The sequence below is a fragment of the Pseudomonas fluorescens genome (assembly GCF_002022275.1).
GTDB lineage: Bacteria > Pseudomonadota > Gammaproteobacteria > Pseudomonadales > Pseudomonadaceae > Aquipseudomonas > Aquipseudomonas fluorescens_AJ.
Genome location: NZ_MSDF01000016.1, coordinates 123,613 through 149,347, shown reverse-complemented (window position 1 = coordinate 149,347; position 25,735 = coordinate 123,613). Strand labels below are relative to the sequence as shown.

The following is a 25,735-nucleotide window of genomic DNA, read 5'->3' as shown; positions in this document are numbered from 1 at the left end:
ATGATCGTGGTTGAAAAACTGACCAAACAATTCAAGGGTCAGGTGGTACTCAACGGCATCGACCTTGAGGTCAAGGAAGGCGAAGTCGTCGCCATCATCGGCCCCAGCGGTTCCGGCAAGACCACCTTTCTGCGCTGCCTGAATTTCCTTGAAGAACCCACCAGCGGGCGGATCAAGGTGGGTGACATCGAGATCGACAGCAGTAAACCGCTCAGCCAGCAACAGAGCCTGGTACGCCGCTTGCGTCAGCACGTGGGTTTTGTGTTCCAGAACTTCAACCTGTTCCCCCACCGCACCGCGCTGGAAAACGTCATCGAAGGCCCGATCGTGGTCAAGAAGATGCCGCGCGAAGCGGCCACGGCCCTGGGCCTGAAGCTGTTGGCGCGCGTGGGGTTGGCGGGCAAGGAAGCGTCGTACCCACGGCGCCTTTCCGGAGGCCAGCAACAGCGCGTGGCAATTGCCCGTGCGCTGGCCATGGAGCCTGAGGTGATTCTGTTCGACGAACCCACCTCGGCGCTGGACCCGGAACTGGTCGGTGAAGTGCTGGCGACCATCCGCAGCCTGGCCGAAGAAAAACGCACCATGGTCATCGTCACCCACGAGATGAGTTTTGCGCGGGATGTGGCCAACCGGGTGATCTTCTTCGACAAGGGCGTGATCGTGGAACAGGGTGAAGCCAAAGCGCTGTTCGCCAACCCCAAGGAAGAACGCACCAAGCAGTTTCTGAGCAAGTTTCTGGCCCACTGAAACGCTCCTGTGGGAGCTGGCTTGCCTGCGATGGCATCACCTCGGTGTGACTGACAAACCGAGGTGTCTGCATCGCAGGCAAGCCAGCTCCCACACGGGTGTGGGTCCTACAAGTAATCCCTATTCCAGCCTGTAAAACACCCCGTCGCACGGGCCCGGATATACCCGCGCCAGTCAGCCCTTTCTGAATCTGCTCCAACCCACCGTTTAGCCCTTTGCCGCCATTGACGCTCCTCTCCCAACCCTCTTATCTAGCGCCCAGAGGATTGGATCCTATCCCGGCTACTCACTGAATCGTTCATTTCGGCCCCCTTGCGCACCCGCGTCAAAGGGCCGGAACGATTCCTGCTGGCTGCATCAAGGAGATTACTTATGACGCGCATGCTCACCGCCCCGACTTTGCCCCAGGCCGTTCGCAAGGGCATCAATGCCCTGGCTGCCGCTCACTTGCAGGTCGACATCGCCCCTTACGCAGGCATGGATGAGGGCGACCTGATCGAGCTGTTCTGGAACAACTGCTTTGCCGCCTCGCGACGGGTGACCGCCTGCAAGGTCGGCATGCCCACGCATCTGCGAATCCCCGAGAGCTTCGTGCAGGACGGCCTGGCGCAGGTTCACTATCAAGTCATGCAGATCGGTTGCGGCCCTGCGCGCTCGGCGGTAACCACCGTGCGTGTGAAGACTCACTTTCCGGGCGGTCAGCCATCGAATCTGTTTGCCGATGAAAACCAGAACCTGGCTCCCGTCAGCCTGCCCGACACCATCCGCCGTTACGGCGTCAACAGCAGCCAGGTGCGGCGCGGCATTCCGTTGACCATCGAACCCTACTTGAACATGACCGCAGGCGATGCCATCACGCTGCGCTGGGGAGATGTGCGCCTGGACCTGCCAACACTCCAGGCCAAAGGCGTGGGCCTGGCGATTCAGGTGTGGGTGCCGTCGACGGTCATTATCGAGGCCGGTGACGATTGCCGCCTGGAAGTCACGTACTGCATTCTGGATCGGGTGGGCAATAATTCCCGCTGGGCACCGCCCCGCACCTTGGCCATCGCCGCCTGTTCGCCACAGGCGCCGCCCCGCCCGGCCGGGGCCGCGTCGACCTATCAACCGCGTCACCCGGGCTCACCCTGTGAGCCGGGGTGATGCCCTTCTATGCTTATTCCCATAAGTTAGTTTATTTAAAGATTTAACACGCTTAGGGTATATGCACCGGACCACCGGACATCTCTGATTTTTCTGTTTTTATTTCATTGAATGCGAGGTCGGTATGGTCAGAATTACCCCGGTGCATAACGCCAGGGCATTACGTGCAGCCAAGGAGCGGCGCTGATGTCTAACTTGGCTCTAACACCCCCCCAGAGTGATCTGGACGTTGCCCCCCTGTTGTTGCCGGCCACCGTGCTGCGAGATGACGCCGAGGCGTTGAACGCTGCCCACGAGTTGGCACAGGCTGCGCGCCTGCAAGCCGCCAAGCGTGATCAGCAACGCAAGCTGCCGTGGGCGCAGATCGAACAGTTCACCCGCAGCGGGCTGGGCAGTATTTCCATTCCCCGCGAATTCGGTGGCCCGCAGGTTTCGTTCGTGACCCTGGCCGACGTCTTCGCGATCATCAGCGCGGCGGACCCGGCCCTGGGGCAAATCCCGCAAAACCATTTCGGCATCCTGCACCTGCTGCAGCTGGCGGCCACCGATCGCCAGAAAAAGCAGCTGTTCCAGAGCGTCCTCGACGGCTGGCGCATCGGCAATGGCGGCCCGGAGCGCGGCACCAAAAACACCCTGGAACTCAAGGCGCGCATCACCGCGGAAGGCGACGGGTATGTCATCAGCGGTCAGAAGTTTTACTCCACCGGCGCGCTGTTTGCGCATTGGGTTGCCGTCAAAGCCCTGAACGACGATGGCAAGCAGGTCATGGCGTTTGTACGCCGTGGCACCGAGGGGCTGCGCATCGTTGACGACTGGTCCGGCTTTGGCCAGCGCACCACCGCCAGCGGCACGGTGCTGCTGGACAGCGTGCCGGTGGACGCAGAGTTGGTGGTCGACAACTGGCGCATCGGCGAAACCCCGAATATCCAGGGCGCCGTCTCGCAATTGATCCAGGCCGCGATCGATGCAGGCATTGCCCGTGGCGCGCTGGACGACACCATCGCCTTTGTCCGTGAGCGCTCGCGCCCGTGGATCGATGCCAAGGTCGAACGCGCCAGCGATGACCTGTATGTGATCGCTGACATCGGCAAGCTGAAGATCGAACTGCACGCCGCCGAAGCTTTGTTGCGCAAAGCCGGCCAGGTGCTGGATCAGGTCAACGCCGCGCCAATCACCGCGCAATCCGCCGCCCGCGCCTCGATTGCCGTGGCCGAGGCCAAAGTGCTGACCACCGAAGTCTCGCTGCTGGTCAGCGAAAAGCTCTTCGAACTGGCGGGCAGCCGCGCCACCCTCGCCGAATTCAACCTCGACCGTCACTGGCGCAACGCTCGGGTGCATACCCTGCACGACCCGGTGCGCTGGAAGTATCACGCCATCGGCGCCTATCGATTGAACGGCACCTTGCCGGCTCGTCACTCCTGGATTTAACCGACCAGACTTCTGGAGAAACGCATGACTTTTTCTGCAAACGTCGCGGTTATCACCAGCGACGAACAAGCCCTCATTGTCGCCAGCGACCTCGCCGAAGACTTCCGCCGCGACAGCGCCCAGCGCGACCGCGAACGCCGCCTGCCCCTGCCCGAACTGGACGTGTTCTCGCGCTCCGGCCTGTGGGGCATCAGCGTGCCAAAGGAACACGGTGGCGCGGGTGTATCCAACGTCACCCTGGCAAAAGTGATCGCCTTGATCGCCCAGGCCGACGCCTCGCTTGGGCAAATCCCGCAAAATCATTTCTATGCCCTGGAAGTGCTGCGCGTCAATGGCAGCCCGACTCAGCAAAAACGCCTGTACGCCGAAGTCCTCGCCGGCCAGCGCTTCGGCAATGCGCTGGCGGAACTGGGCACCAAAACCGCCCACGACCGCGTCACCGCCATCACCCGCGACGGCGACGGTTTTCGCATCAGCGGCCGCAAGTTCTACTCCACCGGTGCGATCTATGCGCAGCGCATCCCCACGTCAGTTGTGGATGAACACGGCGTGCAGCAACTGGCGTTTGTGCCGCGCGACAGCGAAGGCCTGAGCGTGATCGACGACTGGAGCGGCTTCGGCCAGCGCACCACCGGCAGCGGTTCGGTGGTGTTCGACAACGTGTGGGTTGCAGCGCAAGACGTGATCCCTTTCCAGAGCGCCTTCGAGCGCCCGACCACTGTCGGCCCGCTGGCGCAGATTCTCCACGCCGCCATCGACACCGGCATCGCCCGCGCGGCCTTTGAAGATGCGCTGCACTTTGTGCGCACCAAGACCCGCCCGTGGATCGACTCCGGCAACGACAAGGCCACCGAAGACCCGCTGACCCTGAAAAGCTTTGGCCACCTGAGCATCCGCCTGCACGCCGCCGAAGCGCTGCTGGAACGTTCCGGTGAGTTCCTCGACCGCGCCCAGGCTGACAGCAACGCCGAAACCGTCGCCGCCGCCTCGATTGCAGTGGCCGAGGTACGCGCCTTGAGCACCGAAATCTCGCTGGCCGCCGGCAGTACGCTGTTTGAACTGGCCGGCAGCCAGGCGACCCTCGCCGAGCACGGCCTGGACCGCCACTGGCGCAACGCGCGGGTGCACACCCTGCACGACCCGGTGCGCTGGAAGTACCACGCGGTGGGCAATTACTACCTCAATGATGAAAACCCGCCACTGCGGGGGACCATCTGATGGCGAAGAAAAAGATCCTGCTCAATGCCTTCAACATGAACTGCATCGGGCATATCAACCACGGTTTGTGGACCCACCCCCGCGATACCTCGACGCAGTACAAAACCGTCGAGTACTGGACCGAACTGGCGCAAACCCTGGAGCGTGGGCTGTTTGACGGGCTGTTCATCGCCGACATCGTCGGCGTGTACGACGTCTATCAAAACTCCATCGACGTGCCGCTCAAAGAGTCGATCCAGTTGCCGGTCAACGATCCGTTGCTGCTGGTTTCGGCCATGGCTGCCGTGACCAAAAACCTCGGCTTCGGCCTCACCGCCAACCTCACCTACGAACCCCCGTATCTGTTCGCCCGGCGCATGTCCACGCTCGACCATCTGAGCCGTGGTCGCGTGGGCTGGAACATTGTCACCGGCTACCTCGACAGCGCCGCCAAGGCCATGGGCCTGACCGAACAGGTGGAGCACGACCGGCGCTACGACCAGGCGGATGAGTACCTGGAAGTGCTCTACAAACTCTGGGAAGGCAGCTGGGAAGATGACGCGGTGCTCAACGATCCGCAAACGCGGGTCTATGCGCAGCCGGGCAAGGTGCACAAGGTCGAGCACAGCGGCGAGTTCTATCAGGTAGAGGGTTATCACCTGTGCGAGCCGTCGCCACAGCGTACGCCGGTGCTGTTCCAGGCCGGCAGTTCGGACCGGGGTTTGCTGTTCGCCGGGCGGCATGCGGAGTGCGTGTTTATCAGCGGGCAGAACAAGGCGGCGACCAAAATCCAGGTGGACAAGGTTCGCGCCAGCGCCGTGGCAGCCGGGCGCAATCCGGATGACATCAAGGTATTCATGGGCCTCAACGTGATCGTCGGCGCCACTGAAGAGCTGGCTTGGGCCAAACACGCCGAGTACCTGAGCTACGCCAGCCCGGAGGCCGGTGTGGCGCACTTTTCAGCGTCTACGGCGATTGATTTTGCACAGTACGAACTGGACGAACCGATCCAGTACGTGAAGAGCAACGCGATCCAGTCGGCGACCAAGAACCTGCAGAACAACGACTGGACCCGCCGCAAGTTGCTGGAACAGCACGCCTTGGGTGGCCGCTACATCACCCTGGTCGGTTCGCCTGCGCAAGTGGCTGACGAGCTCGAATCCTGGATCAGCGAGACCGGGCTGGATGGTTTCAACCTGACGCGCATTGTTACGCCGGAAAGCTATGTGGACTTCATTGATCTGGTGGTGCCGGAGTTGCAGGAGCGTGGGTCGTACAAGACGGCTTATGAGCAGGGAACATTGAGAGAAAAAGTCTTCCACGCTGGCGCTCGCCTACCCGAACAACACACCGGATCGACCTACCGACACTAACTGATCGTTCCCACGCTCTGCGTGGGAATGCAGCCCGGGACGCTCCGCGTCCCAAGAGCGGACGCAGAGCGTCCAGAGAGGCATTCCCACGCGGAGCATGGGAACGATCTCAGTTAATTGTACCTACTTCTTATGACTGGAAAACGATGATGAAAAAGACCCTGCTCACCCACCCAGTCAAAGCACTGGCCCTGGCGTTTGGTTTATTCAGCTCGGCGGTTTTCGCCGCCGACGCGCCGTTGAAAATCGGCACCACCGCCGCCTTCGCGATCCCGCTGGAAGCCGCCGTCGCTGAAGCCGGTAAACAAGGCTTGAAAGTCGAGCTGGTGGAGTTCACCGACTGGATCGCCCCCAACGTCAGCCTGGCTGCCGGCGACATCGACGTGAACTACTTCCAGCACATCCCATTCCTGGAAAACGCCAAGGCCGCCGCCGGGTTTGACCTGGTGCCGTACGCGCCGGGCATCATCAACAACGTCGGGCTGTACTCGAAGAAATACAAAAGCATCAATGACCTGCCCCAAGGCGCCAGCGTGGCGATTGCCAACGACCCGATCAACAGCGGCCGTGGCCTGCAATTGCTAGCCAAAGCGGGCTTGATCACCCTCAAGCCGGGCGTGGGCTACAAGGCCACCGAAGAAGACATCGTCAGCAACCCGAAGAAGATCAAGATCCTGCAAGTCGAGGCCGTGCAACTGGTGCGCGCCTATGACGACGCCGACCTGGTGCAGGGCTACCCGGCGTATATCCGCCTGTCCAAGACCTTCGATGCCGAGTCTGCGTTGCTGTTCGACGGCCTCGACCACCCTGAATACGTGATCCAGTTTGTGATTCAGCCGAAGAGCAAAACCGACCCGCGCGTGATCAAGTTCGTCGATATCTACCAACACTCGCCGGTGGTCCGCGCGTCTCTGGATAAATCCCTCGGCAAGCTCTACCAAGTGGGCTGGGAAGATAAAAAATGACCGCCGCGAACGCTCAACTGCGCGACCTGGGCTTACCGCCCAGGGACGCCGAGCAGACAGAACTGCACCCTGATTTGAACCGTGCCCACGTGCGATTTATCAACCTGGGCAAAACCTACGACGGCAGCGTGCACGCCTTGCAAGGCATCGACTTGGCGATCCAACGCGGTGAAGTGTTCGGCATCATCGGCCGCAGCGGCGCCGGTAAATCCTCGCTGATCCGCACCATCAACCGCCTCGAGCAGCCGAGCAGCGGGCGCGTGCTGATTGATCAGGTGGATATCGGCGATTTCGACGAAGACCGCCTGGTGGCGCTGCGTCGGCGCATCGGCATGATCTTCCAGCACTTCAATTTGATGTCGGCCAAGACCGTGTGGCAGAACGTCGAATTGCCGCTGAAAGTCGCCGGCGTGCCCAAGCCCCTGCGCGAGCAAAAAGTGCGCGAGCTGCTGGAATTGGTGGGGCTGCAGGACAAGCACAAGGCCTACCCGGCGCAGCTTTCCGGCGGGCAAAAACAGCGCGTGGGCATCGCCCGCTCGCTGGTGCATGACCCCGAAATACTGCTGTGCGACGAGGCCACCTCGGCCCTCGACCCGGAGACCACGCAATCAATCCTCGGCCTGCTGCGCGAGATCAACAAACGCCTGGGCCTAACCATCGTGTTGATCACCCATGAGATGGCGGTGATTCGCGACATTTGCGACCGCGTGGTGGTGCTCGAACACGGGCGCATCGTCGAGCAAGGCCCGGTGTGGCAAGTGTTTGGCAACCCGCAGCACGACGTCAGCAAAACCCTGTTGGCGCCGCTGCAACACGGTTTGCCGGAAGAACTGCAAAGCCGCTTGCAGGCCCTGCCGTCATCCGCTGAGGCGGCGGTGGTATTGCGTTTGCAGTTTACGGGCAGCGACACCGATGAACCGGACCTGGCCGCACTGTTCAGTGCCCTTGGCGGGCGCGTGCGTTTGCTGCAAGGCGGTGTGGAGCGCATTCAGGGGCATGCGCTGGGGCAACTGCTGCTGGCGGTGAATGGCTCACTCCACAGCGCCGAAGAATTGCGCAACCGCGCCGCAAACTGGGCACAACAGGCGGAGGTGCTGGGCTATGTGGTTTGATCGTTTATTGCAGGGCGCCATCGACACCTTGTTGATGGTGGGTGTGTCGTCGCTGATCGCGTTGCTGGTGGGCATTCCGCTGGCGGTGTTTTTGGTCACCAGCGACAAGGGCGGGATCTACCAGGCCCCGGCGCTGAACCGCGTGCTGGGCGCGTTCGTAAACCTGTTCCGCTCGATTCCGTTCCTGATTTTGATGGTCGCGTTGATCCCGTTCACGCGGCTGATCGTCGGCACAACCTATGGCGTCTGGGCAGCCGTCGTGCCGCTGACCATCGCCGCCACAACCTTCTTTGCGCGCATCGCCGAAGTGAGCCTGCGCGAGGTCGACCACGGCTTGATCGAAGCCGCCCAAGCCATGGGCTGCCGCCGCTGGCACATCATCTGGCACGTGCTGCTGCCGGAAACGCTGCCGGGGATTGTGGGCGGGTTCACCATCACGCTGGTGACCATGATCAACTCGTCGGCCATGGCCGGGGCGATTGGCGCGGGTGGGTTGGGGGATATTGCGTATCGGTATGGGTATCAGCGGTTTGATACGCAGATCATGCTGACCGTGATTGTGCTGCTGGTGGTGCTGGTGGCGGTGATTCAGTTGGGTGGGGATCGGTTGGCGCGGGTACTCAACAAGAGGTGAGGTATAGTCGGCCATCGAAAAAACCGGTAGCTCCCGTCATGACCCTCAAGCCCGACGACCTTAACCAAATCACCTCCGCCACCCTCGGCCATTACAACAAGGTGGCCGAGGACTTCCGCGAAGGCACCCGCGACCACGATGTGAGTCAGAACATCGACGCCTTGCTACGGCATATCCAGGGCACTGCGCCGTTTACCGTGCTGGATTTCGGCTGCGGGCCGGGGCGGGATTTGCAGACGTTTACGCGCATGGGCCACGTTGCGGTCGGGCTCGATGGCTCGGAGCGGTTTGCGCAGATGGCGCGCGAAGACAGCGGTTGTGAGGTGCTGCAGCAGGACTTTTTGAAGCTGGATCTGCCTGCCGGGCGCTTTGACGGGGTGTTTGCCAATGCGGTGCTGTTTCATATTCCCAAGCAGGAGTTGCCGCGTGTGCTCAACGAGTTGCATGGTGCGCTGAAGCCGGGTGGGGTGTTGTTCAGTTCGAACCCTCGGGGTGAGAACCAGGAGGGTTGGAATGGGCCACGGTATGGGTCGTATCACGACCTTGCGACTTGGCAGGCGCTGCTGACCGAGGCGGGGTTTGTGGAGTTGGAGCATTACTACCGACCGGCCGGGTTGCCTCGGGAGCAGCAGCCTTGGTTGGCGAGTGTGTGGCGCAAATTATAGATATTGGTTGTCTGGTCTGACGTCTTCGCGAGCAAGCCCGCTCCCACATTTGGAATGCATTCCAAATGTGGGAGCGGGCTTGCTCGCGAAGGTCTTAAGGGCAGCACTAATCCACTTCATACACCGCCGGTTTTTCACCCGCCACGAACGCCGTCACACTACGCCCGGCGTAGCCTGATTTTTCCCCGGCGGCAAAGTTCGCCACCAACCGCGTGCCATCGGTAAACGTGGTCTCCTGCACTTGCCGATCGGCTGTCAGCCAACGAAACCCGGTCATTTCCTGAGTCGCCAGGCGCTGATGCAGCGGACGAAAAAAAGCATCCTGACGCTGAATCACCGGCAGCCGTTGCTTAACCGTCGCAGCACTCAAGTGGTAAAGCGGCGGCACGTTATAGAGCAGTTGGGTCAGTTCGTTTTCAGCCTGCACATTGCTCAATTTAAGGCTGTCGAACAGCCAGTGGTGGGTGGTAATCACCGAACCATGGAAAACCGCCTGATACAGCGGCAGGCGCATCGCCGGGTCAAAATACACCGTGCGAAAGGGCTCTTTCAGCGGCACGGGTTTGAAGAACACCGCAGGCTGCTCGGGCGGGTACCAGTTGCCAACGTAATAAGGCGACTGTTTGTCCTTCGTCATTTCCCGATCCCCCCAACCCAACACCGGCGTCTGCATGCCATGGGCAAACAGAATGCCCTGGGCGGTGATCGCGTTGCCGTCTTCAGAACCGGCCGGCAGCTTGAGCGCGATGTTGAGCCAGCGGGACGCGTCGATATTGCCTTCGGCATTCTGCGCCTGGGTCATTGGCGCGCCGTCGCGGTAGCTGTCGAATACCATCGCGGTGGCGTAAGCATCGAGGAACCAGGCGTTGAAACCGGCCCTGGCTTGCACCGCCTTCACTCGGGCTTCCAGCAAAGGCCTTACGCAGCGCGGGTCGGTGTAGTGGCCGGACTGCTGGAAGCCGGTTTTCAGTTTGCCGTCCTTGAGCACGATGGCGCAGTTGCGATAGGCGTTGCTGCCCAGATGGGCGGTGGTCCAATCCGGATTTTCGGTGGCGGATAACGCCGTTTCATAGGAGTCGTAGGGCGCCATCAGGTAGCCCGCGTCGACGCCGCTGCGGATCGCTTCCGGGTGCCAGAGCCCGCCTTCCCAGCCTTCGCCCAACGTCACCAGCAAGCGTTGGAGCCCAGCGGCTTTCAGGGATTGAATGACCTCGCTGCCCCAATTTTCAGGGTTGTCGCTCAGGGCGCCGGCAAATTCGACAGCCAGTTCACCGCGCAGCTCACCATAACGGGCGGCAAGCCGGGCCGGGTCTGGCTCGTCGACCTGCCAAGCCTGCCGCGCCTTTTTGTTGATCGCAGCATTGAGGCCGCGCAGCAGCACGGTCTGCTCATAGCGATTGAGCGCAGAGGTCTGTTTCAGGACCTGTGTGGACTCCTTGTCCAGCAGGCCCTTGAGTTCATTGGCGCGCAGCAACATGACCAGCTTGGGCCAATCACGCACATCCTTCAGGGCCAGCAAATCATTGCCCCATAGATAAACATGGCTGGCACCCAGCAACTTCTGCGCCTCTGGCGTCTGGCGCAGCTTGTCCGCCAGAGGTTCATAACGGCCCTGCTCCACCCGCCAGTCGCGGTAACGCTTGGCCCCCACCAAAGGGTCGGCAGCGCCCAGATGCAGGCGCAATGTCATCGGGGCAGTGGGGTCAAGACGGGTGAATTCGTGAGCCACGGACAGCGCCAGGCCCTTGCCCTCGGCTTGCCACTGCAAGCGGTTGTTATAAGGATTGGTCAGCAACCAGTTCAACGTGAAGCGGCCATGGTCCACGCCCCACAGCGGCAGGCTGAGGTCTTGTGTGGTGTTGAGTTCGCCCTGCTCCAGCAAAAACGCCTTCCATACCGGGTTGTCGGCGGGTACGTAATGCCCTTCGGCCAAGGGCCAGATCAAGCCTTTGCCCATGGCCTCAGCGGGTTGATGCAGCAGCGGCAACTCGCCCGACTCGCGTGCGGTGATGGTCAGGGAAAGGTCGTGTCTCTCAAGGCGGGCGGTGAGGCGATAGGCGCCGTCGTCCCATTGCCAGGTGGCCTGTTCGGCGCTGGACTGCAGATCGCTGACGGAATGCGCAGCAACGCCGCTGGAGGCCTGCACCGGGGCTTCACCGGCAGGCGTGGCGCGCAGGGCCAGCGTGGCGGGGTCGAGTTCGATACGCCACAAGGCGTTTTCCAGCAAGGCTGCCGAGGTGATCGGTGAGAGCAATAAGCCGCAGACCAGGAGAACATGGCGCAGGGAAATCATGGGGGTCGACCTGTGTGCAAGGGTGGTCGAGGGTAAGACACTTGATGGCTTGCCGGAGGGGCACAAGCTATTTCAGGAAGTTTCGTACATCCCCTGAGGCGTATGCAGATCAAAACTGTGGGAGCGGCGGTGCGACGATTCGACTTGCCCGCGATGGCGGTCTGTCAGTAACAGGTTTGTTGCCTGACACACCGCTATCGCGGGCAAGCCCGCTCCCACAGTTTTTGGATTTCATTCAGCCTGAGGCTCCTGCTTCGGCTCGCGAATCTTGTACCAGGCCACGTACAGCGCAGGCAAAAACAGCAACGTCAGCAACGTCGCAATGATGATCCCGCCAATCATCGCGTACGCCATCGGTCCCCAGAACACTTCGCGGGCAATCGGGATCATGCCCAAACTGGCCGCTGCCGCCGTCAGCAGGATAGGCCGGCGCCGATGCTCAGTCGCTTCCACCACCGCATCCCACGGTGTGTAGCCGTCGCGCTCGTAGGCGTCGATCTGCGTCACCAGAATCACCGAGTTACGGATGATGATACCGATCAGCGCCAGAATCCCAAGGATCGCCACAAAGCCCATCGGCGTACCCGTGGGGATCAGCGCCAGCACCACGCCAATCAAGCCCAGCGGCGCAACACTCGCCACCAGGAACATCTTCTGCACACTGTGCAGCTGAATCATCAGGAAGGTCGCCATCAGGAACAGCATCAACGGCACCACCTTGGCAATCGGGCCCTGGGCCTTGCCGCTTTCTTCGACGGTACCACCGGTGGCGACCTTGTAACCCACTGGCAGCTCGGCGTTGAATTTGTCGATGGTTGGCGCCAGCTGTTTCACCAGATCCGTGGGCTGCATTTCATCGCGCACCGAGGCCTTGATGGTGATGGTCGGCTTGCGGTCGCGGCGCCACACCAGCGGCTGCTCCAGCTCATAGCGCACGGTGGCGAAGGCCAGCAGCGGAATCGAAGTGCCGTTGGGCGTGACGATCTGCAGGTTCTGCAGGGTTTCCGGCGTACCACGCTCGGCATCTTCGGCGCGCCCGACCACGTTGATCAGGTAGATATCGTCGTGCACCTGGGTCACCGAAGCACCACTGACCACGCTGTTCATCAATTGCGCCACGTCTTCGGACGACAGCCCGAGCTGCCGCGCCTTGTCCTGGGCGATGTCGATACGCAGCACTTTACCCGGCTCGTTCCAGTCGTAAATGATCTCGCCCAAGTGGGTGTTTTGATCGAGCAAGGTGGCCAGTTCGATAGCGTGTTTGCGCACTTGGTCAGTGTCTTTGCCCGAGACGCGGTACTGAATCGGACGGCCCACCGGCGGGCCCATTTCCAGCGGCTGCACGTAGCTGCCGATGCCGACAAAGTCATCGCGCAAGCGCTTTTGCAGGCGCGCGATCAGAGCGCCGCGCTCTTCCAGGCCTTTACTCACGATGACCAGTTGCGCGTAGTACGGGTTTTCCAGTTGCTGGTCGAGGGGCAGGTAGAAACGAATCGCACCCTGGCCGATATAGGTGCTCCAGCGCGCAATGTCCGGGTCATCCTTGATGATCGCCTCGAGGCGGTCGACGGCTTTGCGGGTTTCGTTGATCGAGGCGTTTTGCGGCAGGTTCAGGTCCACCAGAATCTCCGGGCGGTCCGACGACGGAAAGAACTGGTTCTGCACAAACTGCATCGAGAACACCGACGCCACAAACAACCCGACGGTGATACCGATCGCCCACCAGCGGTTACGCATGGCCCACAACATGCCGCCGTTAAAGGCACGCCCGATGCGCCCCGGCTCGTTGTTGTGCGGCTTCACGTTGGCGCTGAGGATGTGCACGCCGATTACCGGCGCAAACAACACGGCCACCACCCACGACACCAGCATCGCCACGGCGATCACCGCGAACAGGGTGAAGGTGTACTCGCCCGCCGAGCTGGCGTTGAGGCCAATCGGCACAAACCCGGCCACGGTCACCAGCGTACCGGTGAGCATCGGGAAGGCCGTCGAGGTGTAGGCGAAGGTCGCCGCCTGTTCCTTGGTTTCGCCTTTTTCCAGGCGCGTGATCATCATCTCGACGGTGATCATCGCGTCGTCCACCAACAACCCGAGTGCGATGATCAACGCGCCCAGCGACACCCGCTGCATGGTGATGCCGCTGTATTCCATAAACACAAACACCAGCGCCAGCACCAACGGAATCGAGCACGCCACCACCAGCCCGGCGCGCATGCCGAGGCTGATAAAACTCACCACCAGCACGATGATCACCGCTTCAAACAATGCGCCGGTAAAGCCGCCGACCGCCTTTTCCACCACTTCGGCCTGATCGGACACTTTATGCACGCCCACGCCCACCGGCAGGTCGGCGGTCAGCTCGTCCATGCGGGTGTGCAGGGCCTTGCCGAAGGACTGAATATTGCCGCCCTTCTGCATCGCAATCGCCAAGCCAATCGCCGGTTTGCCGTTGAAGCGGAACATGGGCCGCGACGGGTCGACGTAGCCACGGCTGATTTCAGCAATGTCCGCCAAGCGATAGAAGCGGTCGTTGAGCCGCAGGTTGACGTTTGCCAGGTCTTTCTCGGAGGCAAACTGCCCCGAGGTGCGCACCGAAATCCGCTCCGGCCCGGCCTCGATCACCCCGGCGGGCGTCACCGCGTTTTGCGATTGCAGGCTTTGCACGACCTGACGCTGATCAATCCCCAATGCTGCAAGTTTGCGCGTGGAGAAGTTCAGGTAAATCACTTCATCCTGCTGGCCGATCATCTCGACCTTGCCCAGGCCCGGCACCGAACGAATCTCGGCGCGCACCTGCTCTACGTAGTCGCGCAGCTGGCGCATCGACAGGCCGTCGCCGGTAAAGGCGTACACCGAGCCGAACACGTCACCGAACTCATCGTTGAACGACGGTCCCTGAAGCCCCTGGGGGAAGGTGCCGCGTATGTCGTCGATCTTCTTGCGTACCTGGTACCAGATCTCCGGGATGGCCTTGGCGCTGGTGGTGTCCTTGAGGAACACAAACACCGTGGACTCACCCGGCCGGGTGTAGCTTTTCACGTAGTCGAGGGAATCCAGCTCTTCGAGTTTCTTCTCGATGCGGTCGGTGACCTGCTTAAGGGTTTCCTCCTGGGTCGCGCCCGGCCAGCGGGTCTGGATGACCATGGTTTTGATGGTGAACGAAGGGTCCTCCTCGCGGCCCAGGTTCATGTACGAAAACACGCCCATCAGCAGCGCGACGAACATCAGGTACCAGACGAAGGACTGATGCTTGAGGGCCCAGTCGGATAAGTTGAAGCTCCCTTTCATCGCGGGCTGCCCTCGTCGATTTTGACTTTTTGCCCAGGTTTCAGGCTGTTCACGCCAGCGGTCACGATGCGCTCGCCGGGCTTGACGCCGCCATTGAGCAGCGCGCTGTCGGCGTCACGGCTGATGACCGTGACGTCGCGCGGCTGCACGGTCTGGCTTTGGGTGTCGAGAATCCAGATGCGCGTTTTGCCGTCGACCTCCTGCAAGGCGCTGACCGGCAGTTCGATGCGCGGCGCGATGGCGGTGCTCAAGGTCACGCTGATCGCCGTACCGAGGCGAAACGCGGCAGGCGTCTCGGCCAGGGTCAGGCGGGCGCGGCGGGTGCGCGTGGCGCTTTGGGCCTGGGGTTCGATCTCGCGCACGATGGCGGTGGTGTTAACGCTCGGGTCGAGCTGCCCGGCGACCAGAAACACTACGTCCGGCGGCAGGCGTTCGGCGAGGCCGGCGGGCAGGTCGATCACCGCTTCCTTGATGTCCGGGCGCGCCAGGGTCACCACTTGCTGGCCGGCGCTGACCACCTGGCCGGCCTCGGCGTTCCAGGCGGTGACAATACCGGCATGGTCGGTGCGCAATTCGGCGTAGTTGAGTTGGTCCTTGGCCTGGTTGACCGAGGCCTTGGCTTGGTCGAGGGTCGCCTGGGTGGTTTTCAGGTCGGTCTGGGCAATGTCCAGCTGCGCCTGGGCGCCGACGCCACGGTTGAACAACTCCTGCTGACGGCGGGCATTGGCTTGGGCGTTGATGAACTGCGCCTGCACGCGGGCAAGGTCACCTTGGGCTGAGCGCAGCTGGTTTTGTTGATCAGTGGGGTCGAGGACGGCAAGCAACGCGCCCTTCTCGACTTCCGCACCCACGTCCACCGCGCGGCGAGCGATGCGGCCGGGCACGCGGAACCCCAGATTGCTTTCGTAGCGGGCCTGAATCGTACCGGCGAAGCGGCCAAGGTTTTCCTGGTCTTCGGACTTCACTTCCATCGACAACACCGGGCGCACGGGCTCCGGTGGCGGTTCTTCCTTGGAGCACGCGGCCAGCAACAGGCTGGCGGCAAGCAATACCGTCAGGCGCTTCATGGCTGGGCTCCTCTGTCGGCGATTTCGACGATCATGCCCGGGTGCAGCAACTGCCCACCGGCCACCACCACTTTTTCGCCGCCTTTGAGGCCGTCGCCAATAATGACTTTGCCGGTGAGGTAGCGCGCCACGGTGACCTTGTGCAGTTGCGCCTTGCCATCGCCGTCGATCAGCCACACGGCGGGTTCGCTGAGGTCTTTGGTCAGCGCCGCCCACGGCAGCTCGATACTGGCCTTGGCCGGGCCATTGGCGGTGGCGCTCACCACCGAGCCCAGCTCCATGCCTTTGGGCAGGCTTTGCAGGGCGATTTTGACCTGGACGGTACCGGTATTGGCCGCCACGGCCGGGGTCACTTCGCGGACCTTGCCCACCGCCTTGATGCTCGGGTTATCCAGCAGGCTCACGGTGATCGGCGCATCCGGTGGCGGCTCGACCAGCAACGACTCATAGACGTTGAACACCGCATCGCGCTCGCCATCGCGGGCCAGGCTGAAAATCGGCACCGTGGCCTGCACCACTTGGCCAACTTCGGCCTGACGCGCGGTAATAATCCCCGGCGCGTCGGCAATCAGCGAGGTGTACCCGAGCTGTTCGCGGGCGTTAGCCAATTGTGCCTGAGCGGCGGCCAGAGCGCTTTGGCTACTGCGCAACGCGGCCTGGGCGGAATCGTATTCGCTGCGGCTGGTGTAACCCTTGGGCAGGAGCTTTTCCTGGCGCACGAAGGCAGCGGCCGTCTGTTTGACCCGCGCCTGTTCAGCCACGACCTGGGCCTGGGCGGAGTCGACGTTGGTCTGCAAATCCTTCGGGTCAAGCTTGGCCAGCACTTGCTTGGCGCTCACGCGGTCGCCCACATCCACCATGCGCTGGATGATCTTGCCGCCTACGCGGAAGGACAAATCGGTTTGTACGCGGGCCTGAATATCGCCCGTGAGCGTGACCGCTGCGGCAAAGTCCGCCGACTGCACGGTCTGCACAAACACCCGTGAATGCTCTTTGGGTTCGGCCTTTTTCTCGCCACAGCCGCTCAACAGCGTCAGTAGGCCAAGTCCGAAGATAAGTGTGATAGTCCGACCGCCCATGCAGGCTCCTTTTGCGTGATGCCGACTTGCCAGTGTGTATGCGACTGTGAGCTTAGATCAGGGTTCCTTATCTGCAGGGAGGATCCCATACTCCGAAGGTTCCCACACCGACTGAATACACATGCTCAAAACCCTCGCGGTGGCCAATTACCGCTCGATCAACAAATTGGTGGTGCCGCTGGACCGGTTGAACCTGATCACCGGGCCCAATGGCAGTGGCAAGTCCAACTTGTACCGCGCCCTGCGTTTGCTGGCCGAGACCGCCCAGGGCGGGGTGATCAACGCGCTGGCCCGTGAAGGTGGGCTGGATTCGACGTTCTGGGCCGGGCCGGAAACCATCACCCGGCGCATGCGCAATGGCGAGGTGCCGATTGAGTCCAGCGTGCGCCAGGGCGTCAAGCGTCTGCGTCTGGGGTTTGCCGGGGAAGATTTCAGCTATGCCATCTCGTTGGGGCTGCCCGAGCCCAGCCAGTCGTACTTCTCCCTGGACCCGGAGGTAAAAAAGGAATGCATCTGGGCCGGGCATATCTACCGCCCGGCCAGCCTGCTGGTGCAGCGCTCCGGCCCTATGGTGCGCGCCCGCGAAGGCCGTGCCTGGGACGTCCTCGCCCAGCACACACCGAATTACAACAGCCTGTTCGACCAGGTCGGCAGTATGCGCGGCTCGCCGGAGGTGCTGTTGCTGCGTGAGAGCATTCGCGGCTGGCGCTTTTATGATCACTTTCGCAGCGACGTGGACGCGCCGGTACGCCAGCCGCAATTGGGCACGCGCACGCCGGTGCTGCACCACGATGGGCGGGACTTGGCGGCGGCGTTGCAGACCATTCGCGAAATCGGCGACCCGGAGGCGTTGCAGCGGGCGGTGAGTGACGCGTTTCCCGGTGCGCGACTGAACATCCAGCCCTTGCAGGGCGGGCGCTTTGCGATTGAGTTTTATCAGGAGGGCTTGCTGCGGCCGTTGTCGGCGGCGGAGCTGTCGGACGGGACGTTGCGTTATTTGTTGCTGATCGCGGCGCTGCTGACGCCGAGGCCGCCGACGATGATGGTGCTGAACGAGCCGGAAACCAGCTTGCACCCGGATTTGCTGCCGGCATTGGCGCGGCTGATTATTCAGGCGTCCATGCAGTGCCAGGTGTGGGTGGTGTCGCATGCGAGCCGGTTGATTGCGGCGCTGGAGCAGGATGAGGGGTGTAATTCGATTGTGTTGGAGAAGGTGCTGGGGGAAACCCAAATAGTTGGGCAGGGGATTCTGGATGCGCCGGCGTGGCATTGGCCGGAATAGTCGGTGCCTGAGCCGGCCTCATCGCGGGCAAGCCCGCTCCCACATTTTGATTTGTGAATACCTTCAAATGTGGGAGCTGGCTTGCCTGCGATAGCTATTTCAGCCCTGCCACTTGCCGCCTTCAACAATCACACTCTCAGGCTTGGTGTCATCGCTCAGCTCTTTACGCACATATTGGTCGTACAGCTTGAGCAGAAACTTCTCTTCACCCAACTTCGCCAACTCGGCATTCACCCAGTCGCGCAGTTCAATGTTGCCCTTCTTCACCGCCGGCGCGATCGGCGCTTCATCGCCCAGCTTCTCTTCCAGCACGCGGTAGCCCGGGTTCTGCTTGGCCCAGCTGAACAGCACCAGATTGTCTTGCGCATACGCATCACCACGGCCAGCTGACAGCGCTTGCAGCGACTCGGAGTTTTTCTCGAACTTGAGCAGTTTCCAGTCCGGGTGGTTCTTGGTCAGCCAGATGTCGGCGGTGGTGCCGGTGGTGACGATGGTGGTGCGGGTGGCCAGGTCATCCAGGTTTTTCACCGCGCTGCCGTTCGGCACCAGGGCCTGCACCGCTACTTTCAGGTTGGGGTTGGTGAAGTCCACCGCTTCCTTACGCTCCGGCGTCACGGTCATGTTGGCGAGGATCAAATCGACCTTGTCGCTTTGCAGGAACGGAATACGGCTGGCCGGTTCAACCGCGACGAACTCGACTTTGTTTTCATCGCCCAACAAATCCTTGGCGAATTGACGGCCGATATCAGTATCAAAACCGACGTAGCGGCCGGCTTCATTCACAAAGCCGAACGGCGGTTTGTCGGTGAAGACGCCGACGATCAGCTTGTCGCGCGCCTTGATTTTATCGATATAGCTCGCAGCAGCGGCCGCGGGTTTTGCAGGCTCTTCGGCCTTTTTATCGCAGCCGGCCAGCAAGGCGACGGCAAACAGTGGCAGCAGTAACTTTTTCATAGCAGCTCCAGTTCCTTGGTTTTCTTGGGCAGTGTTGAAACAAAGGAGAACTTCTCCAGAAACTGCTGCGCGCGTGCGGTCTGCGGGTTCGTAAAGAATGCCTCGGGGGTGTTGTGTTCGAGGATGCGGCCAGCCTCCATAAACACCACGCGGTCAGCGACGGCGCGGGCGAAGGCCATTTCATGGGTAACGATCAGCAAGGTCATGCCATCGCGGGCCAGGCCCTGGATTACCTCCAGCACTTCCTTGACCATTTCCGGGTCGAGGGCGGCGGTGACCTCGTCAAATAGCATGACCTGAGGGTTCATGCACAACGAACGGACGATGGCGATGCGTTGCTGCTGGCCTCCCGAGAGCTGACGCGGGAAGGCGTCGCGCTTGTCGGCCAGGCCCACGCGCTCCAGCAATTTTTCGGCTTGGGCACGCGCTTCACGCGGTTCGCGTTTTTGCACTTTCAGCGGGCCGAGCAGGATGTTGTCGAGCACGCTCATGTGCGGGAACAGGTGATAACTCTGGAACACCATGCCCACGTCCTGGCGCACCTTGCGCCAGTCGGTGCGCTTGTCCAGCAGCTCCTTGCCGGCAAAGCGCAGGCTGCCGCTGTGGGCGACTTCCAGCCCATTCAAGCAACGCAGCAAGGTGCTTTTGCCGCAGCCGCTGGGGCCGAGGATCACCACCACTTCGCCACTTTGCACGCTCAGGTCGATGCCCTTGAGCACCTGCGCCTCGCCAAAGAATTTGTTGAAACCCTGAAACTCGATCAATGCGCTCATGCTTGGGCCCAGCGCCGTTCCAGCACCTTGGAGGCGGCCGACAACGGGTAGCAGATAAAGAAGAAAAACAGGAACAGCACGCCGTAGATCAGTACCGACTCGTAGGTGCGTTCGATGATTTGCTGGCCGACCTTGATCACGTCCACCACGCCGATCAGCACGGCGAGCGAGCTGGTTTTGATGATGCGTGTGTAGACGTTGATGGTCGGCGGGGTCATGCGTTTCAGCGCCTGAGGCAGCAATACGTAGCCGTAGAGTTGCGGGTCCGATAAGCCAATCGACAAGCCCGCTTCACGCTGACCGCGTGGCAGCGAATGCAACGCGCCGCGCACCACCTCGCCCACTTCACTGGCGCCCCACAACGACAGCACCAGCACCGCGCACCAGAAACTCGGAATGCTCAGGCCAAAGAAAATCGGCAGGCCGAAAAACAACAGGTACAACCACACCAGCACCGGGATCGCCCGGAACAGCTCCAGGTAAACCCGCAGCACGCCGTTGATCAGCCGGTTGTTCAAAGTCCGCAGCACGCCATACAACACACCGCCAACGGTGCTGAACGCGATACTCAGAAATGAAATCGACAGGGTTTGCGCAGCGCCCTTGCCCAGTTGCGGCAACGACACCCAGAGCAATTCAAGACCCGAACTGGCCATGCTGGAGCCTCCTTTCCAGGCGGCTGAGCAGCAACGACAGCGGCAAAAACAGCAGCACGCAGATCAGCGTCAACACGGCGAGCATTTCGTAGGTTTTGTAGTACAGGGCGATATAGCTCTTGGTGGTGTAGAGAATCTCCGGCACCGCCACGGCAGAGACCACGGTGGTCTCCTTGAGCAGGAAGATGAAATTGGCGAACAGCGCCGGCAGGCTGAGGATGCCGGCCTGGGGCAGGATCACATGGCGCAGCAGCTGCCAGTCCGACAGGCCGATGGACTTGCCCGACTCGATCTGCGCCAGCGGCACCGCTTCCACACCGGCGCGCAGCACTTCAGTGAGGTAGGCGCCGCCGAGGAAGGTCATGGTAATGATCGCCGCCCAGAACCCGGAAATATTGAAGCCCAGGGCCGGCAGCGCAAAGTAGACGAAAAACAACTGGATCAGCAGCGGCGTATTGCGCGCCAGCTCCACATACAGCGCCACCAGGCGTGACAGGTAAGGCGTGCGAAACACCAGCAGCGCGGCGTTGATCAGCGCCACCAGCAACGAGGTGGCAATGGCGATCAGGCCCACTTGCAGCGTCACCCCCACGGCTTTGAGAAACGCCGGCAAGGTGCTGAGGATAAATGCGAAATCGAATGTCATTTGCCGTCCATGACGCCGCAGGGTAATGCAGCGAGCGCAGTTCAATCCGGCGTGGGTAACGCCGGGTAGCGCGAACTTTAAAGGTATAAAAAATAAAATTTAAATACCCAAATAGAATATTGATATCACCCAAAAAGATAACCCCCGGATTCGCGGGTTTGACAGGTGGCAGCTATGGTCTTGGGGTCGAAAGATTCGAGGGATCGAACCATGAACGAAGCGAAACCGATTGATCCGCAGGAGCTGGTGAAGTGGCTGGTGGCGTTGCGCAAGGCGATCAATAGCCGCGCTATCTGACACGCCACCGTTCAATGTGGGAGCTGGCTTGCCTGCGATTGCGGTCTGTCAGTTACAGGTGTGTGGCTGATGCACCGCTATCGCAGGCAAGCCAGCTCCCACAGTTTTGATTGCATTCCAAATAGCGGCCATAAAAAAACGCCGACGCTATAAAAGCCGTCGGCGTTCAAACCTTGAAGGGGGTTTTGGGTTACATCAGAACGCTGGCACGACCGCGCCGTTGTACTTCTTCTCGATGAATGCTTTGACTTCCGGGCTGGTCAGCGCCTTGGCCAGTTTCTGGATCGCGTCGCTGTCCTTGTTGTCCGGGCGGGCCACCAGGAAGTTCACGTACGGCGACTTCGCGTCTTCGATAATCAGTGCGTCTTTGGCCGGGTTCAGGCCGGCTTCCAGGGCGTAGTTGGTGTTGATCAAATCCAGGTCAACCTGGTCCAGTACGCGTGGCAGCAGTGCGGATTCCAGCTCTTTGAATTTCAGGTTTTTCGGGTTGCTGGCAATGTCTTTCGGCGTAGCCAAGGCATTGGTCGGATCTTTCAGGGTGATCACACCCGCCTTTTGCAGCAGCAACAGGGCGCGGCCGCTGTTGGAGCCTTCGTTCGGGATGGCCACGGTGGCGCCATCTTTCAGCTCGGAGATGTTCTTGATCTTTTTCGAGTAGCCGCCGAAGGGTTCAACGTGCACGCCAACCACGGTGACCAGGTTGGTGCCCTTGCCCTTGTTGAAGTTTTCCAGGTACGGCAGGGTCTGGAAGTAGTTGGCGTCCAGACGCTTCTCGGCAACCTGCACGTTTGGCTGAACGTAGTCGGTGAAGACTTTGATTTCCAGGTCCACGCCTTCTTTGGCCAGGGTCGGTTTGACCAGCTCAAGGATCTCCGCGTGCGGGATCGGCGTGGCGGCAACCACCAGTTTCTCGTTGGCCTGGGCGAAGCTTGCAGTGAGGGCAGCCGCCAGTGCGGTAAACAACAGAACCTTTTTCATGCAGTGTCCTTATCGAAATTCCGGGTCGTCTCTGACGGCCGTTTTTTTGTGGTGTGCCAGCGAAATGCTATCGCGGCGTGGAACGGACAATACCTAGATTTTTTATTCCCGAACAATATCTTTTATTCACGTTGATATTCCATTTTGTTCATGCAGGAATTTACGCAGCACGTCCTGCTCGGCAGGGCTGGCCCGCTCGAAGATCTGCCGCACCTGCTCCAGCGGCGAACCTGCTGCCGGCAGATTCAAATGCTCGGGCAGAATCTCGTCGCCACTGCCGACCAGCAACGCAAAGTGAATGACGTTTTCCAGCTCACGGGTATTGCCCGGCCAGCTGTGATGTTCCAGCACACGCTGCGCCGCATCGCTGATCAGCGGCACCGGCAAATCCAGGCGCTGGCTGTAGATGCCCAGAAAGTATTCGGCCAGGGACAGGATGTCGCCAACGCGTTCACGCAACGCCGGCAAATCCAGCTGGCCTTCGCTCAGGTAATGGAACAGCCGCTCATTGAACTTGCCCGCCGCCACGGCCTGGGCCAGATCGATGCTGGTGGCCGCCACCAGGCGCACATCCACCGGGCTTGGCTGAGGGGCGCCGACGCGGGTGACTTCATGGTTCTCCAGCGCGGCAAGCAACTTGACCTGGATCGGTAACGGCAAGTCGCCGATTTCGTCCAGGTACAAGGTGCCGCCATTGGCCGAACCAAACCATCCGGCGCGGCTGCTGGCCGCGCCGCTGTGGGCACCGGCGGCATAACCGAACAACTCGGCATCGGCGTAAGTCGGGCTGATGGCGCCGCAATTGACTGACACAAACAAGCCCGTGCGGTCACTGCCACGGTGAATGTGCCGTGCCAGCAGCTCTTTACCGCTGCCGGTCTCACCGCGAATCAACACGGGCAAGGCGCGCGGCGCGAGGCTTTCCAGGTCTTCGCGCAGTTGGCGCGAACGCGGGTCGACGAACACCAGCGCCTTGGCGCGGATGCTCAGCGGGCTTTTGTCGGCGTCGGGAAAGGTCAGCAAAGGCTGGCCGTAGGTTTCATGCAGACTCATGGCAGGCTCCCGCCCCCAATCCACTTAAGGGACGGGGCGTTTAAAAAATGTCAGGCACTACGCCGGGCGTGGTGCTCAAGGCGGTTTTGCAAGCGATAAAGGTAAGCAAAACCCTGCTCCCAGCGCTGGTGGCCGGACTTCACATTGATATGCCCGGCGCCGGACAAAATGCCGGCTTCAGCGCCCCAGTTGCGCGCCAGCTCCAGGGCCCGTGGGGCACTGACGGCGCTGTCGTTGTCGGAGCTGACCACTTGGCTGGGGAACGGCAAAAGGTGGGTCGGAATGGGGGCGAAATTGCGCAAGGCGGGGGCACAGGCCGGGCGTTCCACATCCGCCGGAGCCACCAGCAAAGCACCGCGAACCTGACGCAGGAAATGTACCGGCGCGGTAGCAGCCCAGTGGGCAACGGTGATGCAACCCAGGCTGTGAGCGATAAGGATGACCGGCGTGCTGTCAGCCGCGATGGCCTCGGCCAGCGCCGCCACCCAGTCTTCGCGACGCGGAGTCAGCCAGTCGGCCTGCTCCACACGCGCACTGTTGGGCAGGCTGTTCTGCCAGTGACTTTGCCAATGATCTTCTGGCGATCCTTGCCAGCCCGGCACGATCAGGTAACGAATCGACTCGCTGTGCATGGGTGTGCCCTCCTGCAGCGTTTAACGTTGCTGACCAGTATAGGGACGAGGTTTATATTCGTTAAGGAATAAGAAGCTATTTATTAATAACCAAAAACTCGAAAGCACAGAAGATCTAATGTGGGAGGGGGCTTGCTCCCGATGACGGTGTGTCAGCCAGCCTCTTCATCAACTGACCCACCGCCATCGGGAGCAAGCCCCCTCCCACATTGCCCTCATTTCAGAACGGAATGTGGAGTGTGGCCTTAGATTTCAGGCAAAAAAAAAGGCCGCACCCTGCCAAGGAGACGGCCGAAAAATTGTCGAGGCATTTGCAACTTAACGTGCGGTAATCACCGACAGCTTGGTAATGCCCGCGCGCTCGATAGACGCCATGGCTCGCGCCACTTCGCCGTAATTCACTCCATCATCGGCCTGCAGTTGAACCCGCACTTCCGGGTCCTTGGCCTTGGCCGCCTGCAGGTTGAATTCCAGCAGGTCCGGCTGGATTTCGTCCTTGTTGATAAACAGTTTGCCGGCGCCGTCGATGCTCACCACCAGCGGGTCTTTCTGCTCCACCGGGGCCACGGCCTGGGTCTTGGGCAGGTTGATCGGAATCGAGTTGGTCAACAGCGGTGCGGTGACGATAAACACCACCAGCAGCACCAGCATCACGTCCACCAGCGGCGTGACGTTGATCTCGCTCAGCACCTCATCACTGTCTTGCGTGGAGAAGGCCATCTCAGGACGCCTCCTTCACTTTTTGCGGGTTACCGGCAGCGGCTTTGGTCAGTGTCGGGTGCAGCAGCACGCGGAACGAATTTTTCTGCGCCAGGCTGTAGAAGTCGTGAGCGAAGTCGTCCAGGTCAGCCGCCGTCAGCTTCAAACGACGCAGGAAGTAGTTGTAGACCAGCACCGCCGGCACCGCGACGGCGATACCCACACCGGTGGCAACCAGTGCCGCACCGATCGGCCCGGCCACGGTTTCGAGGCTGGCGGAACCGGCCGCGCTGATCCCCTTCAGCGCTTCCATGATCCCCCACACGGTGCCGAACAGGCCGATAAACGGCGAGGTGCTGCCAATACTGGCGACGACGGCCAAGCCGGTTTCCAGCGAGCGGCGTTCACGCACGATCTGCTGACGCAGGGCGCGCTCAAGACGGTCCTGGTGATTGATCGCCTGGCTTAAATCGGCCGCATGCGGTGCATCGCCTACCTGGATCGCGGCATAACCGGCCAGGGCCACGCGGGCCGCAGCGCCAGGCTGGGTTTGCGCCACCTCGGCGGCAGCGTCGAGACTCGACGCCGCCCAAAACTGTTTGTGGAATTTGCGATCCTGCGCCTTGAGGCGACCGAACTGCACGCCCTTGAGCAGGGCAAAGCCCCAGGTGGCGACCGAAAAGACCACCAGCAGCCAGATCACCGCGCTTTCGATGGATTCAAGTGGAGATGCTAATGCCATGATGTTTTCCCTCTGTGCAGGTCGTGGCG

23 protein-coding genes are annotated in these 25,735 nt (G+C 61.2%); 10 read left to right on the top strand and 13 right to left on the bottom strand.

Annotated features, from left to right (window positions below; translation table 11 throughout):
• From tcyN to BFW87_RS12695, 9 genes are all read left to right on the top strand, one after another.
• Positions 1-747 (top strand): L-cystine ABC transporter ATP-binding protein TcyN, encoded by a 747-nt coding sequence (tcyN, locus tag BFW87_RS12735; protein ID WP_078740159.1) that lies wholly within the window; start codon positions 1-3, stop codon positions 745-747.
• Positions 748-1,119: 372 nt separating this feature from the next.
• Complete coding sequence (locus BFW87_RS12730; RefSeq protein WP_078740158.1) at positions 1,120-1,890, top strand: hypothetical protein; 771 nt, start codon at positions 1,120-1,122, stop codon at positions 1,888-1,890.
• Positions 1,891-2,076: 186 nt separating this feature from the next.
• Positions 2,077-3,318 carry an SfnB family sulfur acquisition oxidoreductase gene (locus BFW87_RS12725; protein WP_078740157.1) on the top strand — a complete coding sequence of 414 codons (1,242 nt, stop codon included), beginning with the start codon at positions 2,077-2,079 and terminating at the stop codon, positions 3,316-3,318.
• Between the two features lie 24 nt (positions 3,319-3,342).
• Positions 3,343-4,536 (top strand): SfnB family sulfur acquisition oxidoreductase, encoded by a 1,194-nt coding sequence (locus tag BFW87_RS12720; protein WP_078740156.1) that lies wholly within the window; start codon positions 3,343-3,345, stop codon positions 4,534-4,536.
• Positions 4,536-5,888 (top strand): LLM class flavin-dependent oxidoreductase, encoded by a 1,353-nt coding sequence (locus BFW87_RS12715; protein WP_078740155.1) that lies wholly within the window; start codon positions 4,536-4,538, stop codon positions 5,886-5,888. Before BFW87_RS12720 ends, BFW87_RS12715 begins: the two co-directional genes overlap by 1 nt.
• A 149-nt stretch (positions 5,889-6,037) precedes the next feature.
• Positions 6,038-6,853, top strand: coding sequence for a MetQ/NlpA family ABC transporter substrate-binding protein (locus BFW87_RS12710; RefSeq protein WP_078740154.1), 816 nt, complete (start codon positions 6,038-6,040; stop codon positions 6,851-6,853).
• Entirely contained in the window at positions 6,850-7,965 is a 1,116-nt protein-coding gene (locus tag BFW87_RS12705) for a methionine ABC transporter ATP-binding protein (RefSeq protein WP_078740153.1), read from the top strand. Before BFW87_RS12710 ends, BFW87_RS12705 begins: the two co-directional genes overlap by 4 nt.
• Positions 7,955-8,599 (top strand): methionine ABC transporter permease, encoded by a 645-nt coding sequence (locus BFW87_RS12700; RefSeq protein WP_078740152.1) that lies wholly within the window; start codon positions 7,955-7,957, stop codon positions 8,597-8,599. Before BFW87_RS12705 ends, BFW87_RS12700 begins: the two co-directional genes overlap by 11 nt.
• A 38-nt stretch (positions 8,600-8,637) precedes the next feature.
• Positions 8,638-9,264 carry a class I SAM-dependent methyltransferase gene (locus tag BFW87_RS12695; protein ID WP_078740151.1) on the top strand — a complete coding sequence of 209 codons (627 nt, stop codon included), beginning with the start codon at positions 8,638-8,640 and terminating at the stop codon, positions 9,262-9,264.
• Between the two features lie 106 nt (positions 9,265-9,370).
• Here BFW87_RS12695 and BFW87_RS12690 read toward each other — a convergent pair whose 3' ends face one another.
• The 4 genes from BFW87_RS12690 to BFW87_RS12675 form a co-directional block, all read right to left on the bottom strand.
• A complete protein-coding gene (locus tag BFW87_RS12690) occupies positions 9,371-11,557 on the bottom strand; it encodes a glycoside hydrolase (RefSeq protein ID WP_078740150.1) in 2,187 nt (728 codons plus the stop codon).
• 231 nt (positions 11,558-11,788) lie between these two features.
• On the bottom strand, positions 11,789-14,848 hold the full coding sequence (locus tag BFW87_RS12685) for an efflux RND transporter permease subunit (protein WP_078740149.1): 3,060 nt from the start codon (positions 14,846-14,848) through the stop codon (positions 11,789-11,791).
• Complete coding sequence (locus BFW87_RS12680; protein ID WP_078740148.1) at positions 14,845-15,915, bottom strand: efflux RND transporter periplasmic adaptor subunit; 1,071 nt, start codon at positions 15,913-15,915, stop codon at positions 14,845-14,847. The genes BFW87_RS12685 and BFW87_RS12680 overlap by 4 nt, the downstream gene beginning before the upstream one ends.
• Positions 15,912-16,994 carry an efflux RND transporter periplasmic adaptor subunit gene (locus tag BFW87_RS12675; protein ID WP_078740147.1) on the bottom strand — a complete coding sequence of 361 codons (1,083 nt, stop codon included), beginning with the start codon at positions 16,992-16,994 and terminating at the stop codon, positions 15,912-15,914. Before BFW87_RS12675 ends, BFW87_RS12680 begins: the two co-directional genes overlap by 4 nt.
• Before the next feature lie 121 nt (positions 16,995-17,115).
• Between BFW87_RS12675 and BFW87_RS12670 the strand changes: the two genes are divergently transcribed.
• On the top strand, positions 17,116-18,276 hold the full coding sequence (locus BFW87_RS12670) for an AAA family ATPase (RefSeq protein WP_078740146.1): 1,161 nt from the start codon (positions 17,116-17,118) through the stop codon (positions 18,274-18,276).
• A gap of 99 nt (positions 18,277-18,375) precedes the next feature.
• Here the strand turns inward: BFW87_RS12670 and BFW87_RS12665 are convergent, their stop codons facing one another.
• The 9 genes from BFW87_RS12665 to BFW87_RS12625 all read right to left on the bottom strand — a co-directional run bounded on the left by BFW87_RS12665 (position 18,376) and on the right by BFW87_RS12625 (position 25,709).
• Positions 18,376-19,230, bottom strand: coding sequence for a transporter substrate-binding domain-containing protein (locus BFW87_RS12665; protein ID WP_078740145.1), 855 nt, complete (start codon positions 19,228-19,230; stop codon positions 18,376-18,378).
• Complete coding sequence (locus BFW87_RS12660) at positions 19,227-20,003, bottom strand: amino acid ABC transporter ATP-binding protein (protein ID WP_078740144.1); 777 nt, start codon at positions 20,001-20,003, stop codon at positions 19,227-19,229. Before BFW87_RS12660 ends, BFW87_RS12665 begins: the two co-directional genes overlap by 4 nt.
• Positions 20,000-20,659: an amino acid ABC transporter permease gene (locus tag BFW87_RS12655; RefSeq protein ID WP_078740143.1), complete on the bottom strand. Its 660-nt coding sequence runs from the start codon at positions 20,657-20,659 to the stop codon at positions 20,000-20,002. The genes BFW87_RS12660 and BFW87_RS12655 overlap by 4 nt, the downstream gene beginning before the upstream one ends.
• Complete coding sequence (locus tag BFW87_RS12650) at positions 20,640-21,305, bottom strand: amino acid ABC transporter permease (protein ID WP_003187615.1); 666 nt, start codon at positions 21,303-21,305, stop codon at positions 20,640-20,642. The genes BFW87_RS12655 and BFW87_RS12650 overlap by 20 nt, the downstream gene beginning before the upstream one ends.
• 492 nt (positions 21,306-21,797) lie before the next feature.
• On the bottom strand, positions 21,798-22,580 hold the full coding sequence (locus BFW87_RS12645) for a MetQ/NlpA family ABC transporter substrate-binding protein (protein ID WP_063033612.1): 783 nt from the start codon (positions 22,578-22,580) through the stop codon (positions 21,798-21,800).
• 126 nt (positions 22,581-22,706) lie between these two features.
• On the bottom strand, positions 22,707-23,633 hold the full coding sequence (locus tag BFW87_RS12640; protein ID WP_078740142.1) for a sigma 54-interacting transcriptional regulator: 927 nt from the start codon (positions 23,631-23,633) through the stop codon (positions 22,707-22,709).
• A gap of 50 nt (positions 23,634-23,683) precedes the next feature.
• A complete protein-coding gene (locus tag BFW87_RS12635) occupies positions 23,684-24,265 on the bottom strand; it encodes an alpha/beta hydrolase (RefSeq protein ID WP_078740141.1) in 582 nt (193 codons plus the stop codon).
• Between the two features lie 318 nt (positions 24,266-24,583).
• Positions 24,584-24,985, bottom strand: a complete 402-nt coding sequence (locus tag BFW87_RS12630) for an ExbD/TolR family protein (RefSeq protein ID WP_017136714.1) — start codon at positions 24,983-24,985, stop codon at positions 24,584-24,586.
• Between the two features lies 1 nt (position 24,986).
• Complete coding sequence (locus tag BFW87_RS12625; protein WP_139372437.1) at positions 24,987-25,709, bottom strand: MotA/TolQ/ExbB proton channel family protein; 723 nt, start codon at positions 25,707-25,709, stop codon at positions 24,987-24,989.
• Between the last annotated feature and the right edge of the window lie 26 nt (positions 25,710-25,735).